The following is a 16,064-nucleotide window of genomic DNA, read 5'->3' as shown; positions in this document are numbered from 1 at the left end:
CTCACAACCAGTGTGTCGCGACGAGCTGGATGACGGCAGCGAGGCCGATCGCGACGATCGCGCCGCGCAGCATCTTCGGCGACAGTTTCCGGCCGATCTTCGCGCCGATCTGCCCTCCGATGATCGAGCCGACCGCGAGCAGCGCGACCACGGGCCAGCTGATCGGGGCGGTGAACGCGTAGATGATGCCGGCCACGATGTTCACCGCCGACGACAGCACGTTCTTGATGCCGTTGAGCGTCTGGATCGGGTCGGTCATCAGCACGCCCATGATCGCCATGAGCATCACGCCCTGCGCCGCGGTGAAGTAGCCGCCGTAGATGCCGACGACGAAGATCAACGTCACCAGCAGCGCCGCGCTCTTGGCGCTCTGCCCCGACAGCCCGGGACCGGCCGCGGGCGCACCGTCGGCGTGTTCGCGCTCGCGCCGGCGCGCCACCCACGCCGACACCCGCGGCTGGATCACCACCAGCACCAGGGCCAGCACGATCAGCACCGGAACGATCATCTCGAACGCGTCCGACGGCAGTGACAACAGCAGGATCGCGCCGACGACCGCACCCAGCATCGACGCCGGGATGAACGAGAGCAGCGTGCGCGTCTGACCACGCAGCTCGTGGCGGTAGCCGATCGCGCCGGACACGGTGCCGGGGGCGAGTCCGATCGCGTTCGACGTCGTCGCCGTCACCGGCGGGAAGCCGAGCGCCACCAACACCGGGAACGTCACCAACGTCCCGGACCCCACGACCGTGTTGATCGTCCCGGCCCACACACCGGCCACCGCGATCAGAACCGCATGCCACCACACCACCGGGCGACGATATGCCTCCCGAGCCGATCATCATCGCCGCGGCCGCGATTCCGTGGCCAGATTCACCGATCGACGTTTCGACACCAGGCCGGGTGGTTACCCGTCCCCCCGGACGGGCAGCGAGGCGCCGCGCGGCGGAGACGACGAGATGCAGGCGCGGCGACGAGGAGGTAGAAGTGGCGACAAGACGCCTCACGTCACCGGTCATCATCGACGAAAGACACCCACGGCCCCCATCGGCCCGTCCCCACTGAGGTGAAAGTGACAGATACAGAGTCCGCCGGAAACACGGCATCGTCCGCGCCGGCCCCCGAACCGGGCGCGCTGGGCGAGGACGACGTCGAGGTGCGATTCGGGGCGAACCTGACGCATCTGCCGATCGTCCGGTCGGTCGCGGCCAACGTCGCGGTGCGCGCCGACTTCGACATGGACGCCATCGCCGACCTGCGCCTCGCGGTGGACGAGGCGTGCTCGACGTTGATCACCCGCGCCGTGGCCGGTTCGACCATGACCTGCAGATTCGCCATCGGCGACGGGGAGCTGCGGTTCCACGGCACCGTCGCCAGCGCCGACCAGGAGCCGCCCAGCACGGCCTCGTTCGGCTGGAAGGTGCTCACCACGCTGGCCGACTCGGCCAACACATGGCTCGAGAACGGCACACCCGACACGGCGAACGGCCAGGTGCACGTCGAACTGACGAAACGAAAGCCGACCCTTACGTGACCGAATCCACCAGACGCGGATCGCGTGGTTCCTCCGAGGACTACGACCACCTGACCCCGCTTTTCGACGAACTGGTGACGCTGCCCGGCGACGACCCGCGGCGCACCGAACTGCGGGAGGAGCTCGTGCGCGGCCACCTGCCGTTGGCCGAGCACATCGCGCAGCGGTTCTCCGGACGCGGCGTGGCCAAGGAAGACCTCGTCCAGGTGGCGCGCGTCGGATTGATCAACGCCGTGGACCGGTTCGACCCACGTCGTGGTTCGGACTTCCTGTCGTTCGCGGTGCCGACCGTGATGGGCGAGGTGCGCCGGCATTTCCGCGACACCGGCTGGGTGATCCGCGTGCCGCGCAGGCTCAAGGAACTGCACCTGTCGATCAACAGTGCGAGCACGCACCTGTCGCAGAAGCTGGGCCGGGCACCGACGCGAGCGAGATCGCCGAGCACCTCGGCATCTCGCAGGAGGCCGTGTTCGAGGGGCTCGACGCGGGCAACGCCTACCACTCCATGTCGCTCGACGAGGTGCTGTCCGGCGAGGTCGAGAACCTGGCGCTCGGCGACACGCTCGGCGAGGAGGACTCGGCACTCGAGGGCGTCGAGAACCACGAGACGCTGCAGCCGCTCGTGCGGCAGCTGCCCGAACGCGAGCGCAAGATCCTGGCGCTGCGGTTCGTGCACAACCTGACGCAGACGCAGATCGCCGAACAGGTCGGCATCTCGCAGATGCACGTCTCCCGACTGCTGGCGCGCACCCTCGCCAAACTGCGGTCCGGCCTGGCCGACGAGACCTGACGTCCCCGGGCGCATTCTCGGCGAGCTGCGCGGCGGCTTCCGGCCGCTTCTCCGGCGGGCATACGATCACGCAATGCCCCGACCCCGGCTACCCGATCGGCTGCGTCCAGTGCTGCGCACCGGCCTCGGCCTCGCTGCGCTGGGGTTCTTCTCGAGCTTCTTCGGCGCGGGCGTCGTGTTCGTGGTGCTGCTGCTCCAAGGCGTGCCGCCGACGCCGACGGCGACGAGTGGATCATCTCGGTCGTCGCGGCCGGATACGTGCTGCTCGCGGTGCTGCTCGGCACATCGGCGGTCGTCTTCGTGCAACGCCGCACCGCCGTGTGGTTCGTCCTCGGCCGCACGCCCACGCGCGAGGAGGCGCGGCGCGCGCTGCGCCTGCCCATCGACCTGGCCAAGGTCAGCGGCTGGCTGTGGACCGGCGGGATCATCGTGCTCGGCACGCTCACCGCCATCTTCGGCACCTGGTTCGACGTGCTCGGCGTCGCACTCGCGATCCTGCTCGGCGGCATCGCCACCGTCGGCGTGAACTACCTGGCCAGCGAATGGGTCGCGCGGCCTGTGCTCGCCGTGGCGCTGCGGTCGCTGCCGCGGCGCGACTCGCTCACCACCACAGTGCTGTCCCGCCTCGTCGTCACGTGGATGCTCGTCAGCGCCACCCCCATGATCGGCGTGCTGATCCTCGTGATGCCGCCCCACATCGGCGGCGACCCCTCCTACAGCCTGATCATGCTCGCCGTCCTCGGCCTCGCACTCGGCGCGCTCGCCACGTTCCTGCTGGCCCGCTCCGTCGCGCAACCGCTGCACCGACTGCGCGACGCACTCGACGAGATCGCCCGCGGCAGGCGCGACGTCACCGTCGGCGTCGACGACGCCAGCGAGATCGGCATGCTGCAGGCCTCCGTCAACGACCTCACCACCGGCCTGCGCGAACAGGAACGCCTCCGCGACCTGTTCGGCAGACACGTCGGCGACGACGTCGTCCGCCACGCCCTCGAACACGGCGCATCCATGTCCGGCGACGTCCGCGTCGTGACCGCCCTGTTCGTCGACGTCGTCGACTCCACCAAACTGGCCGTCCAGTTCGAACCCGACGAGGTCGCCCGCAAACTCAACGGCCTGTTCGCCGTCGTCGTCGACGCCGTCAGCTCCCACGGCGGCCTCGTCAACAAATTCCAGGGCGACGCCGCACTGTGCATCTTCGGCGCACCCACACGGCACGCCGACCCCGCCACCGCCGCACTGCGCACCGCCCGCACCATCCGAGACGCCGTCAACGAAGCCGCCGAACTCGACCTCGGCATCGGCGTCGCCACCGGCCCCGCCTTCGCAGGACAACTCGGCACCGCCACCCGCTTCGAGTACACCGTCATCGGCGACGCCGTCAACGAAGCCGCCCGCCTCACCGAACACGCCAAACACGTCGACGGCCGCATCCTCGCCAGCGGCGCCGCCATCGAGGCCTCCGAGGAGGGCGAGGTTTCGCGGTGGGCTGCGTACGAGACGTATCGGCTGCGCGGCCGCACCGACCCGACCCAGGGATGGACCACCCCCGAGCCCGGGTAACGCCCCCACATCGCCGTGTCGGCAACCTGCGTCGCCGTGTTGGCACTTCGCGGCGCCGTGTTGGCGATCCATGCGGGCGTGTCAGCATCTCGCGTCGCCGTGTTCGCAGTTCACTTGGCTGTGTTGGCAGCTCGTGGTGCCGGTTTGTTGCGTTGGGGGGACGGTGCCTCGCCGGCGGGCAGGTCTCCGGGATGGTGGGGCGGCTTTGCCGCCGGCGAAGTGTCATCCCGTCGACTTCCGGTTTTGGGTATCACACTGCAGTCAGGGCGCAAGGGTTTGTTGTTGGGTGCCTGTTTGGTTTTGGGTTGCGCCCTGGCTGCAGTGTGATGGTTGCTTTTTAGGTCGACGGGATGACACTTCGCTGGGGCAGTTCTGTGGGTGGGGTGGTTGGCGGGTTTGGCCTTGCTTCGCTTCGGCGGGGGCGGTATTTGGGGTGGCAGTGGTGGGGTTACTTTGCGTGGTGATTCTTTGTCATGCTTGTGGGTGGTGGTTCTCGATCAGTTGTTCGGTAGCATTGGTTGCGTGACAGGTGTTGAGATGGTTGTTCGTCGGGCTCGCGGGGTTCTTGCGCTGCGGGCTCGGGCTGATGCTGCTGAGGTGTCGTTTCTTGCTTCGTTCGACTCTGGGGCGTCGTCTGATTCGTGGGAGCGGCGGTCGTTGGCTGAGGCATTGGCGCCTGAGCTTCGACTGTCGCCTCAGGGGGTTTTGGATCGGATTCATACCGCTTTGGCTCTGACTTATCGGATGCCTCGACTGCTTTCCGCTATGCGAGAGGGGCAGGTGGATCGGTATTGCGCCGAGCGGGTGTTGAATACTGTTGCTCCGGTTTCTGATTCTGATGCGCTTGAGGTTGATCGGCTGCTGGAGGAGAAGCTGGCTCAGCTGTCGATTACTGCGTGGCAGCCTCGGAATATGGCTTGGCATGCGTCGCAGATCGTCAAGCAAGTCGATCCCGGCGCTGAGACCGCTGCCGCTCGCATGGCCCACGAAGGTCGGAAGGTGACCTTGGATCACGGCGCCTACGCCCAGTCACGCATCTCGGCCGATCTTCCGTCCGATGTTGCCTCCGCCGCCTACGCGCGGGTGGATGCGATGGCTCGCAAGCTTCGACTGGGCGACACCTCGCGGAATCTCGACCAGCTGCGCGCCGACGTGTTCGCCGACCTGCTCCTGGGCAACGATCCCGGCGTCACCGTGCCCCAGTCGGCGGCGATGGTGTACCTGCACATGCCTATCGACACGGCGCTGTCGATGTCCGAGACCGGAGCGTCCATCGATGGAATCGGGCCGGTCCCCGCGGCCTACGCGCGGGAGATCATGACCAACCCCAAGTCCGTCTGGCGGAAGGTGCTCTGCGACCCGGCCACCGGCAACCCCGTTGACCTTGGCCGATCGTCGTATCGCCCGAACTCGACGATCCGCAAGGTCGTCGAAGTCCGCGACCGCATGTGCGTTGTCCCGTGGTGCCGCCGGCCTGCTCGGCACTGCGACTTCGACCACCAGAAACAGTGGGCCAAGGACGGTGGCTCAACATCGACGGCCAACGCCGCACCGCGCTGCGACGCCACCACCGGCTCAAGAACGCACCCGGCTGGATCCACACCTACGACCCCACCCACGGCACATCCTCGATCACCACACCCCTCGGCGCCACCTACACCGACAAACGCGAAACCGTCCTCCCACCCCGATCGCCCGACCCCGACGACCGGCCCGACCCGAACCTCGACCCGCCTCCGTTCTGACAGCCGGCCCCGCCGCGCCCCGAACGGGTCAGACCAACCCGAGTTCACGGGCACGGACACCCGCTTGGAAACGCGACGTCGCACCCAACGCCGCCATCAGCTCGCCGACCCGGCGGCGATAGGTGCGCACGCTCAAACCCAACTGCCGTGCGGCCGACTCGTCCTTCTCGCCCTGCCCCAACAGGTCGAGAACGGCGGGGGCGAGCTTGCGGATCTCGGCGACCTGCGCGTCGTAGACATCCAGGTCGGTGGCCGAACGCCACACCGTCTCGAACAACGAGACCACACCCTGCACCGTCTCCGGCTGGGTCAACACGCTGTAACTGCGCAAGCCGTCGACACGGCCGCCGGCCAGAATCGCGACCCGGTCGTCGACGACCACCGTCTCGTTCAAATCGTCCGACGTGATGCGGATCTGCGCACCATGCTCATCGCGCCGACGAGTCAACTCCTGCGCCGACACGGCATCCAACAACAAACCCGACGAATACAACTTACGAATGCGGACCCGACCGGAACGCGACACGACGGACTCGAAATTGCCCGTGTCCGACACCCACCGTGTCACATCGCCGGCCATGCAGGAGAAATCCGTCGCCGCCAACACCAGATGACCGATCCGGCGGAACAGCTCCTCCTCGCCGCGCACGATCGTGACCGCCGCCCCGCTCCGCACATCGCCCGTCGCCATGCCACCGATTGTGCGCCCAACCCGGCCACCACGCCCACCTTGGCAACTTCCTGCCAATCACGGACAACCACCCACCCGCGCGAGCACGGTGGCGACATGACCACAACCACCACACCCACACCCAGGGCCGACGCCGCCGGGACCTGGCGACTCGGCGACCACGACATCAACCGGCTCGGGCTCGGCGCGATGCGCCTCCCCGGCATGCCCTGGGACCCTCCCCGCGACCGCAACGACGCCATCACCGTCCTGCGCCGAGCCGTCGACCTGGGCGTCAACCACATCGACACCGCCACGTTCTACTTCTCGCCCACCCGCTCCGCCAACGAACTCATCAGCACCGCACTGCAGCCCTACCCCGACAACCTCGTCATCACCACCAAGGTCGGCCCCGACCGCAACCGCGACGGCGACTTCGAACACGCCCAACCCGAACAACTGCGCAGCCAGGTCGAGGAAAACATCCGCCAACTCGGCCGCGACCACCTCGACGTCGTCAACCTGCGCCACGGAGCCGGACTCGACAAAGCACCCGGATCGATCGCCGACCACCTCGGCGCGCTCGCCGAACTCCGCGACGCCGGACTCGTCCGTCACATCGGCGTCTCCAACGTCACCACCGAGCAACTGGCCGAAGCCCTGACGATCACCCCCATCGTGTGCGTACAGAACCGCTACGGCCTGACCGACCGCCACGACGACGACCTCGTCGCCCAATGCGCCGACCACGGCATCGCCTTCGTGCCCTTCTTCGCCATCACCGGCGCAGGCCCCACCGAATCACCCACCGACAGCGGCCGAACCGAACTCGAATCCGTCGCCCGCGCCCACGGAGCCACCCCCGCACAGGTGCGCATCGCCTGGACACTCCACCAAGGCCGGCACGTGCTCGCCATCCCCGGCACCGCAACCCGGCCCACCTCGAGGAGAACATCGCAGCCGCCGGCCTGCACCTCACCGACGACGAACTCGCCCTGCTCGACTCCGTCGGCTGATCCGGAACGACTCAGAGGGGGTCGACGTCGAGGTCCGGCCAACGCAAACCCGTTGCGCCCCAGGTGAAACCCGCTCCGAACGCGGCCAACAGCACCCGGTCGCCCGGTCGGAGGCTGCCGTCGCGGACACCGTCGACCAAGGCCAACGGGATCGACGCGGCGCTCGTGTTGCCCGTGCGGTCGATGTTGACGACCAGGCCGTCGGCGGGGAGGCCCAGCTGCTTGGCGACCGTGCTGAGAATGCGCACGTTCGCCTGATGGCCCACGAAACGGTCCACCTCGCCGACGGTCCAGCCGAGCTCGTCCAACACCGCCCGCGACGACTCGGCCATCCGCGTCGTCGCATGACGAAATACCGCCTGGCCCTCCATCCGCAGATAACGATCACGCGGCTCGACCGGCCGCGGCTGCCGCGAACCACCCGCCGGAACGATCAACAACTCCGCCTGATCGCCGTCGCTGTGCAGGTCGAACGGACCGAACGCGCCGGGCTCGCCCGGATCGCCGGCACGCAACACCACCGCACCCGCGCCGTCGCCGAAAATCGGGACCGTGCCGCGATCATCCGGGTCGAGCAACGTCGTGAACGCATCGGCGCCCACCACCAGCACATCGCGCACGACCCGCGCCGCGATCAGACCCGCCGCCGTCGCCAAGGCGTACACGAAACCACTGCACACTGCGTTGACGTCGAACGCGGCCGCCTCGCCCTGCCCCAACCGGCTCGCCACCTGCGGAGCGCTCGCCGGACACGGCTGGTCCGGCGTCGCCGTCGCCAACACGACCGCACCGACCCGATCGACCCCCGCCGACCGCAACGCCCGTCCGCCGGCCGCCACCGACATATCCACAGTGGACATACCGTCGTCGACGACCCGGCGCTCGGCGATCCCCGTGCGACTCCGGATCCACTCGTCCGACGTGTCGAGCCTGGCCGCCAACTCCGCGTTGCCGACCACCCGCGGCGGCAACCACCCACCGAGCCCGGCCAACACCGCCGACGAACCTGCGACCACTGGCGAAACTCTCCTGACCGAAGAACCTGACGAGACCTGGAACGGGCCGAACCGAACCCGCCCACAGAATCTGGGGGCTACTTTTCGGTAGAAGTTCGGCTTGTGACCTAGATCTCGTCAGGCTCAGTCGTCAGGGCCAACCGTCAGGGCCGGCCATCGGGATCAGCCCTCCGCGGTCGGGTTCGCCGGCTCCTCCTCGGCCTGCTTGCCCGGCGGGAGACCGAACAACGAGATACCACCGAGCACCGCCGAGTACAGCGCCTCGTCCGGGCACCGCGCCACGTTGCCCGCCACCGTCAACGCCGGGTCACCGGCCTCCGGCGCCTCGGGCGGCGGCGGGGGCGTCGGCTCGGACACCGGAGTCGTCTCCGCCACCTCGAGATCGGCCGTCAACGGCAGGTCCTGCGACGAACCGCCCACCGACAGCGTGTACTCGCCGGCGCTGCGCACCCATTGCTTGCCGCCGGTGTCCCAATGCGCCAGCGACCGCTCGTCCAGCTCGAACGACACCCGCTCGCTCTGCCCCGGTTCCAACTCGACCCGCTGGAAACCCTCGAGACGCTTCGGCGGCGCGTCGTCCGACTCCGGCTGCGTCACGTACAGCTGCGCGACCTCGGACCCGGTGCGCTCACCGGTGTTCGTGACCTCGGCACTCACGGTCGTGCCGGCACCGCCGTCCCCCTCGACGCGCACGTCGTCGTAGTCGAACGTCGTGTACGACAGGCCGAAACCGAACGGGAACAGCGGCTCGATGCCCTCGCGGTCGTACCAGCGGTACCCCACGGCAAGGCCCTCGTCGTAGGCACCGCCGGGGAACCGGTCGGGCGAGGCCGCCGGCACATCCGCCTGCTGCACCGGGAACGTGGCCGGCAGCCTGCCACCCGGCTCGCTGTCTCCGAACAGGACGGACGCGAGCGCCGAACCGTACTCCTGGCCCGGGTACCACGCCGCGAGCACGCCCGCGACGTCGTCGAGCCATGGCATCTCCACCGGGCCCGCCGTGTTCAGGACGACGACCGTGTTCGGATTCGCCGCGGCCGTCTCCGCGATCAGCTTGTTGTCCCGATCGGACAGTGCGATGTCGCGGTTGTCCACCGTCTCCGTCGACCACTTGCTCACCGCGACGACCGCCACGTCCGCCTCGCCCGCGACCTCACCGGCGCGCTTGCCGTCGTCGAAGGCGACGTCGATCCCGTCGGCCTCCGCGCGCTCGGCGATGCCCTCGAACGGCGTCACGATCCGCTCCGCCGTCACGAGCGGGCTGCCGCCACCGGAGCCGATGACGTCCTGACCGGCCGCATCCCCCAGCACCGCAACGGATTCGACATCGTCGGAGATCGGCAGCGGCGCCTTGCCGCCACCGTCGTTCTTCAGCAACGTCATGCCCTGCTCGGCGACCTGCCGAGCCACGGCCTCGTGGTCGGGATTGGTGACGACGTCGTCCGGCGAACCCTCGTGGTCCCGTTCGAAGAGCCCGAACTCGAACATCGGCCGCAGGATGCGCGAGACCATGTCGTCGAGCTTCGCCGTCGTCACGGCGCCGCTGTTGATGCCGTGCCGCAACCGCGGCCCGTAGTGGCAGCCGCCCGGCATCTGCATGTCCATGCCCGCGTTGGCGGCGGCGTGACTGGCCTGCGTGGCGAACCAGTCCGACGTCACGAAACCGTCGAAGCCGAACTGTCCTTTCAGGACCTGGTTCAGCAGGTAGCTGTTGTTGCAGGCATGCACTCCGTTGACCCGGTTGTAGCTGCACATCACCGACGCGACGCCCGCGTCGACGACGGCCTGCACCGGCGACAGGTACACCTCCTGCAGCGTGCGCTCGTCCACCTTCGAATCGTTGAAGGGCAGATTGCGCAGCGTCTCCTGGTTGTAGGCGGCGATGTGCTTGGCCTGCGCCATCACGCCCTCGCCCTGAATACCCTCGATCTGCGCCGCGGCCATCGCGCCGGTCAGATGCGGGTCCTCGCCGAGCGTCTCGAACGACCGGCCCGCCCGCGGATCACGCAGCAGGTCGACGGTCGGCGCGAGCGCGACGTCGGCACCCTTGCCGAGGCTCTCCCGTCCGATCAGCGCGCCGTAGCCGGCGGCGAGCTCGTCGTCCCACGACGCGGCCAGCGACATCGGCGACGGCAGCTGCGTGACACCCGTGTGGCCGTTGCCGACCCCCGCGGGTCCGTCGGTCAGGCCCAGCTGCGGGATGCACAGCCGCGCGTTCTCGCTGACCATCCCCGCGTACGTGGGGCCGATGAACTGGAGCGGGCCCGCGGCACCGCTCACCATGTCGAGCTTCTCGCTCAACGTCATCCGCGACAGGAGCTGCTGGACACGCTCCTCGACGGGGGCGTCCGAATCGACCCACGGGCAGTCCGGATTCGCCTCCGCCTCGGGGGTTTCGGCGTTCGCGCCGGTGGCGAGGGACGTCGCCAACAGCAACGACGCGAGAACGGGCGCCAGGACGGTCCGCAGGCTACGTCGCACGGGCTCACCTTCCAGTCGGAGCCGAATGCGAAGTAGTTTCACATATCCGGCGTGCCCTGACCAGAGTGGTTGATCTCAGTCGCCGATCTCGACGTCGATCTCCTCGTCCCGCTCGACCTCCCGGTCCTCGGTGATGTCGGTGCGCTCGGTGGCGTCGACGCCGCGGGCAACGGTGTCGTGCGGCTCGACCTCACCGACCTCGATATCCCGGGGTGCCGCATCCCCGGACTCGGCGTCCCGGGACTCTCCGGCCCGAGGCTCGGCGTCCCGGGGCTCGGCGTCCCGGGGCTCGGCGGAAGGGATCGAGGCGCGCGGCTCGACCGGGGCCGCGTGCCGACGTTCGAGGATCTCGTTCTGCTGCCGGAGCACCGCGGCGTGCACCTGCCGACGAACCTCGCGGGCGAGCCGGTCGGCCGTTTCGCTGCGGTCCATGTGCGGCCGGGTCGCGACGCACCGGGCGATCGGCCCGCGGCCGGGTTCCCGGCGCGCGGCGTGTTCTCGGCGCGCGCGGCGGCGGCCCGTCCGGACGCGGGCCCTGCGGATTCGGCGGCGACCGCGCGGACCGAGCCCGATGCGGCATTCGAGGACACAGCATCCGACGCACCGGCGCCGACCCGGGGCGAACCCTGCTGCGATGCCGGCTCGTGCGACGCGACCTCCGGGGTCGCAGGCTCCTGCGGTGCGACGTCGACGGGCGCCTGGGGTTCGGGCACGCGCGGCGGCTCCGACGCCGGCGGTTCCGCACCGACACCCGGACCGTCGTCACCCGCGTCCTCGGGATCGCCGGAACCCGGAATGCTCGGACGCTGCATGGGAGAAGGCGGCGCCTGGGTCGCGAGGTCGTTGCCCGCGATGTACAGCGAACCGCCGTCGTCGCCACCACCCCGGTCGAGCTCGTGCATACCGGTGACGCCGGCCAGGACCATCAGCACGAACACCAGGAAGCCGGCCGCGCCGGAGCGGTTCATGCCGGGGCGCGGCGGCACCGTCGAACCCCCGGCCGAGGCGCCGATGATGCCGGACCGATCGAGCAGGGCGTCCTGGTGCGGCGTGGGACGCGGAGCCTTCGGCGCCATCAGCCCTCCAGGAATCACTCGGCGGAACCGCCGCCCAACACCCCAGTTGCGGAACGGTTCATCGGGATTATGGGCCATTAACGCGCGCGTGGGGCCTGAAGTCACGGCGGCATCCCGGATCGGCAACCAGATTGACTCGATGGGGTGAAGACGCGCATACGGGCGGTCATTGTGTGCCCCAATCGGGCGAAGTCCTGCAGTTTTCCCACCGAAGATGCATCAGAGTGCGGCGAGCCAGGAGTCTCACTCGCGAAGGCCGCTGCAGGGGGCGGCACCGGAGAGACGGGAGTGTGCAGTGCGTAACGACGCCGTACACCAGAGCCAGTTCGTGTACCTCAACGGTTGCAGCACGCCGGTGCTCGCCCGTCTGATGTACCGCGCGGACGACCCGTTCGCCGTGTCGCTCGCGTTCCGCATCGACGCGAGCGAGTGGGTCGAATGGGACTTCTCTCGTGAGCTGCTGTTGACCGGACTGACCCAGCCCGCCGGCATCGGAGACATCCGACTCCGGCCGGACCTGGCCACCGACGAGACGTTCCTGGTGCTCGAGCTCGAGTCGCCGGACGGCTACGCCGTCGTGGAGATGGAGATCGCGACGTGCGGCGGTTCGCCGAGGCCACCACGGCGATCGTGCCCGTGGGCACCGAGGCCGACCGGGTGGACCTCGACGCGCTGATCAGCGAGCTGACGACCGCGCAGTTCTGAACCGCCCGGCCGCCGGCCCGCCCGATCGTCAGCCGCAGGCGTCCTTGGCGCGCAGCACGCGCGTCAGGGACTCGTCGACCTGATCCTCGGGCAGGTCACCGTCGCGGTATGCCTGTTCGAGGCGGTCCAGCACGGGTGCAACGTTGCCGCCGGAGGACCACAACGCCTGGTCGGCGCCCGCCTGCAGGGCGCGCAGCACCGCCTCGGGCAGCGGGTGCCGGTCGGTGATCGCCTTCATCGCGCCGAGGTCGTCGGTGACGACGGGGCCATCGAACTCGTAGTCCTCGCGCAGCAGCTCGTAGGCGGCCGGGGAGATCGACGCGGGCTCCCCCTCGGTCAGCTCGGGCACCGTGAGGTGGCCGACCATGACGCCGACCTCGCCGTACTCGCCGAGCCGCTCGTACGGCTTGAGGTCGTGCTCGCGCAGTTCGGGCAGCGGCGGGGTCGTCACGTCGCCGACGTGGGAGTCACCGCTGGCGTTGCCGTGGCCGGGGAAATGCTTGACGACCGGCCGGATACCGGCCTCCTGCAGGCCGTCCCCGAACGCCTTGGCGTACTCGCGCGCCGTTGCCGGGTCGGTGCTGAACGAACGGTCCCCGATCGCCTCGCCGGCCGGTTCGTCGGTGAGGTCGACGGTGGGTGCGTAGTCGACCGTGACGCCGCGGTCGACCATCTCCCGGCCCCGCTCGGCGGCCATCTGCCGCACCTCCTCCGGCGACATCGACGCGGCCATCTCACGGGCGCTCGGCATGTCGCCCACGAGGTCGTCGAGCCGCTGCACCCGGCCGCCCTCGTCGTCGATGGCGATCGACACCGGCACGTTCGCGGCCTCCTGCACCGACTGGAGCGCGCCGCCCTCGAACAGGTCGGTCGCGTTGCCGCCGACGAACAGGCCGCCGATCTGCTCGTCGGTCACGATCTGACGCGTCGCGTCGACGCCGGTCTCGACGCCGACGACGACGAGCTGCGCGACCTTCTCGCGCGGCGACATGTCGGCCGCGGCCGGGCAGGTGTCACCGCCCCGCTGCTGCGGTGACGACTCGGCAGGCGCCGACGACGGGGCCTCCGACGTCGCCGATCCCGGGGTCGGAGCATTCTGGGTTTCGGTGTCGGACGTGCCGCACCCGGCGACGAGCAGACCGCTCATGGCCGCGAACAAGAGACGCTTTCTCATCAAGCATCAACGGTACGGCGTTCGTCGGAGACGCGCGCTCCGGCGGTGTCGCGGCGCGCCGGAACCCGTGTGCATGGGCCGCGGCGGCCGAATCGAACTGTCACGAACGGCGAGTTCGTGTCGTTGTGGCGGCAGGCGCGGACCGGTCCGGAGCCGGACTCGGAACCGGGCCCGGCGACCGGCGGGGTCCCCGTGACGGTGTCGTAACGGCGCACCGCCTGGCGGGTGCCGTCCATCCGCTCGATCTCCAGTCGCTCGGTCGCAGGCCTCGCGCGTGCGCGGCTGCCAGCCGTTCGGCGTCGCGCTTGCGGACATGGCGCGACAACACCACGTCGTCCCTGGTCACGAGCCAGGTCAGAGAATCGGGCGAGAGTCGGAACCGCACGGCGAACAGCGCGGCAGATCGACCTCCCTCGCCCCCACCGTCTCCCCCGCTTCCGCTGCCACCGATTCCGTCGCTGCCGACGGTTCCGTCGGTTCCGTCGACGTGTTCGTGGCCCTCTCGAGCACTCATCGGACTGTCCCCACCCCTCGTCACCGCGTGTGTTTCAGTTCTGCAACGCTATCGCAGTACTGCAATGCGGCGCTAGTCATGCGGGTCGGGTTCCTGCAAGGCTTGCGTGGTCAACACTCTGCCCGAAGGAGCCGACATGTCCGGTCGCATCGACCTGCCGCGGCTGACCGGCGCGCTCGACGACCAGCGCGCGGCACGCGGTCTGTCGTGGCGCCAGGTCGCCGACGAGGCGGACGTGAGCCCGTCCCTGCTGAGCCGGATGCGCAACGGATTACGGCCCGACCTGGACGGGTTCATCGCCCTCGTGCAGTGGCTCGGCACGCCCGCCGAGCGGTTCACGACCCACCCGGACGAAGACCCCGAGCCCGCGCTCGAGACCCAACTGGCGATGCTCCTGCGTGCGCGCACCGATCTCGCCGAGGCCGACAAGGAGTACCTGCTGGAGATCGTCGGCGCCACGATGCGGCGCATCTCGCGGAACCGGACCGACGGGGCTGACGGTGGGAGCGCCGGCGGCGCCGACCAGGACGAGGGGTGAGCAGATGGTGCTGCGACGTGGATTCAAGGCGCACGCCGCACGACTCGCGCTCCAGGTGCGCGAGGAACTCGGGGCGACACCGCTCGACCCCCTCGACCCGTACGCGCTGGCCGAGCTGTACGGCATTCCCGTGCACAGCCTCGCCGATCCGCACCTGCCGCGGGCCGCGGTACGGCATTTCACCGGCCCCGCGGCAGACACGTTCTCGGGCGCGCTCATCGCGCTCGGCGACGTGCGGGTGATCGTCGAGAACCACGTCCACGACCACCGACGCAGGCGGGCGACCATCGCCCACGAGATGGCGCACGTGCTGCTCGAGCACGAACTCGACCTGCCCGCCTCCGGCGCCGGAATGTGCGGCACCGCCCCGACATCCACCCCGGCGACCGTCTCGCTGCCGACCCGGGCGGCCGCCGAGCACGAGGCCGACGAGCTCGCGGGCGAACTGCTGATCCCGCGGGACGCCGCCCGCGTCGCCGCGCTGCGGGGGTGGTCGGACGCCACGGCCGCCCGACGGTTCGTCGTCAGCACGGCGATGGCCCGCTGGCGGCTCAACGCGACCGGTGCCCGCACCATCGCGGGCCGGTACCGCGCGAAACGACCGCGGCCTGCGGCCACGGCGGCCTGACGGTCGACGAGGGCGAAACCGTCGGGGCGGGGTGCCATGCTCACGGCCATGACTGTCGAACGAGTCCGCCCACCGACGACCGCGGGCGAGGAGACCACGCTCGCGGCCTGGCTGAACTTCTACCGGGACACCCTCGCGCTCAAGTGCGAGGGCCTGGACGAGGAACAGCTGCGCACCGCCTCGGCACCGCCGTCGTCGCTCACCCTGCTGGGCCTGGTGCAGCACATGACCGAGGTCGAACGCGCGTGGTTCCGCCGGACGCTCGCAGGGGAGGACGTCCCCGCCGTGTACCCGGCGACCGGGGAGGGCGGGCACGACGAGGGATTCACCCTCCACGACGACGTGTCCGCGGAGCAGGCGATGGCGGCGTGGCGCGAGGAGATCGCCGTGTCCGTGCGGAACTGCCGTGGGCGCGCGCTCGACGACACGGCGTCCTTCCACGGGATGGAGGTGAGCCTCCGCTGGATCTACACCCACATGATCGCCGAGTACGCCCGTCACGACGGGCACGCCGATCTGCTCCGGGAACGCATCGACGGCAGCACCGGCGTGTGAACCGGGACCGAGACTGAGACCAAACTGAGACCAAGCATGCGAAACGCCGGACCGAACGC

At 69.6% G+C, this 16,064-nt stretch carries 11 protein-coding genes and 5 pseudogenes; 10 read left to right on the top strand and 6 right to left on the bottom strand.

Annotation, left to right across the window (positions count from 1 at the left end; translation table 11 throughout):
* Position 1 precedes the first annotated feature (1 nt).
* Complete coding sequence (locus BJF85_RS24380) at positions 2-811, bottom strand: sulfite exporter TauE/SafE family protein (RefSeq protein WP_075850268.1); 810 nt, start codon at positions 809-811, stop codon at positions 2-4.
* A 261-nt stretch (positions 812-1,072) separates the two neighbouring features.
* On the opposite strand from BJF85_RS24380, the gene BJF85_RS24375 reads away from it, so the two are divergent.
* The 5 genes and pseudogenes from BJF85_RS24375 (at position 1,073) to BJF85_RS24355 (ending at position 5,632) form a co-directional block, all read left to right on the top strand.
* A complete protein-coding gene (locus BJF85_RS24375) occupies positions 1,073-1,534 on the top strand; it encodes an ATP-binding protein (RefSeq protein WP_075850267.1) in 462 nt (153 codons plus the stop codon).
* A pseudogene (locus BJF85_RS24370) lies at positions 1,531-2,324 on the top strand (SigB/SigF/SigG family RNA polymerase sigma factor). Before BJF85_RS24375 ends, BJF85_RS24370 begins: the two are co-directional and overlap by 4 nt.
* A gap of 73 nt (positions 2,325-2,397) precedes the next feature.
* Positions 2,398-3,887, top strand: a pseudogene (locus BJF85_RS24365) (adenylate/guanylate cyclase domain-containing protein).
* A gap of 537 nt (positions 3,888-4,424) precedes the next feature.
* Positions 4,425-5,318 (top strand): annotated as a pseudogene (locus BJF85_RS31775) (DUF222 domain-containing protein); the annotation flags it as partial.
* 77 nt (positions 5,319-5,395) lie between these two features.
* The gene (locus BJF85_RS24355) at positions 5,396-5,632 is read left to right on the top strand and encodes a hypothetical protein (RefSeq protein WP_075850266.1); all 237 of its coding nucleotides are present in this window, start codon (positions 5,396-5,398) and stop codon (positions 5,630-5,632) included.
* Between the two features lie 28 nt (positions 5,633-5,660).
* On the opposite strand, the gene BJF85_RS24350 is transcribed toward BJF85_RS24355, so the two are convergent.
* Positions 5,661-6,323, bottom strand: coding sequence for a response regulator transcription factor (locus tag BJF85_RS24350; protein WP_075850265.1), 663 nt, complete (start codon positions 6,321-6,323; stop codon positions 5,661-5,663).
* A 96-nt stretch (positions 6,324-6,419) separates the two neighbouring features.
* Here BJF85_RS24350 and BJF85_RS24345 point away from each other — a divergent pair.
* A pseudogene (locus BJF85_RS24345) lies at positions 6,420-7,318 on the top strand (oxidoreductase).
* An 11-nt stretch (positions 7,319-7,329) separates the two neighbouring features.
* On the opposite strand, the gene BJF85_RS24340 reads toward BJF85_RS24345, so the two are convergent.
* The 3 genes from BJF85_RS24340 to BJF85_RS24330 all read right to left on the bottom strand — a co-directional run bounded on the left by BJF85_RS24340 (position 7,330) and on the right by BJF85_RS24330 (position 11,247).
* A complete protein-coding gene (locus BJF85_RS24340; RefSeq protein ID WP_255375903.1) occupies positions 7,330-8,334 on the bottom strand; it encodes a beta-ketoacyl-ACP synthase III in 1,005 nt (334 codons plus the stop codon).
* Between the two features lie 162 nt (positions 8,335-8,496).
* Positions 8,497-10,815, bottom strand: a complete 2,319-nt coding sequence (locus tag BJF85_RS24335) for a beta-glucosidase (RefSeq protein ID WP_075850264.1) — start codon at positions 10,813-10,815, stop codon at positions 8,497-8,499.
* A gap of 75 nt (positions 10,816-10,890) precedes the next feature.
* Entirely contained in the window at positions 10,891-11,247 is a 357-nt protein-coding gene (locus tag BJF85_RS24330; protein ID WP_075850263.1) for a hypothetical protein, read from the bottom strand.
* A 939-nt stretch (positions 11,248-12,186) separates the two neighbouring features.
* Between BJF85_RS24330 and BJF85_RS24325 the strand changes: the two are divergent.
* A pseudogene (locus BJF85_RS24325) lies at positions 12,187-12,596 on the top strand (SsgA family sporulation/cell division regulator).
* A gap of 28 nt (positions 12,597-12,624) precedes the next feature.
* On the opposite strand, the gene BJF85_RS24320 reads toward BJF85_RS24325, so the two are convergent.
* Entirely contained in the window at positions 12,625-13,770 is a 1,146-nt protein-coding gene (locus BJF85_RS24320) for a glycoside hydrolase family 3 protein (protein ID WP_075850262.1), read from the bottom strand.
* A 650-nt stretch (positions 13,771-14,420) separates the two neighbouring features.
* Between BJF85_RS24320 and BJF85_RS24310 the strand changes: the two genes are divergently transcribed.
* The 3 genes from BJF85_RS24310 to BJF85_RS24300 are packed head-to-tail and all read left to right on the top strand — an operon-like array spanning position 14,421 to position 16,005.
* Positions 14,421-14,822 carry a helix-turn-helix domain-containing protein gene (locus BJF85_RS24310; protein WP_075850260.1) on the top strand — a complete coding sequence of 134 codons (402 nt, stop codon included), beginning with the start codon at positions 14,421-14,423 and terminating at the stop codon, positions 14,820-14,822.
* A gap of 4 nt (positions 14,823-14,826) precedes the next feature.
* On the top strand, positions 14,827-15,450 hold the full coding sequence (locus BJF85_RS24305; protein ID WP_075850259.1) for an ImmA/IrrE family metallo-endopeptidase: 624 nt from the start codon (positions 14,827-14,829) through the stop codon (positions 15,448-15,450).
* 48 nt (positions 15,451-15,498) lie between these two features.
* The gene (locus BJF85_RS24300; protein WP_075850302.1) at positions 15,499-16,005 is read left to right on the top strand and encodes a DinB family protein; all 507 of its coding nucleotides are present in this window, start codon (positions 15,499-15,501) and stop codon (positions 16,003-16,005) included.
* Positions 16,006-16,064: the final 59 nt, after the last annotated feature.

Origin of the sequence: Saccharomonospora sp. CUA-673, assembly GCF_001942305.1 — a bacterium.
GTDB lineage: Bacteria > Actinomycetota > Actinomycetes > Mycobacteriales > Pseudonocardiaceae > Prauserella.
This window is presented reverse-complemented; position numbering and strand designations above follow the sequence as displayed.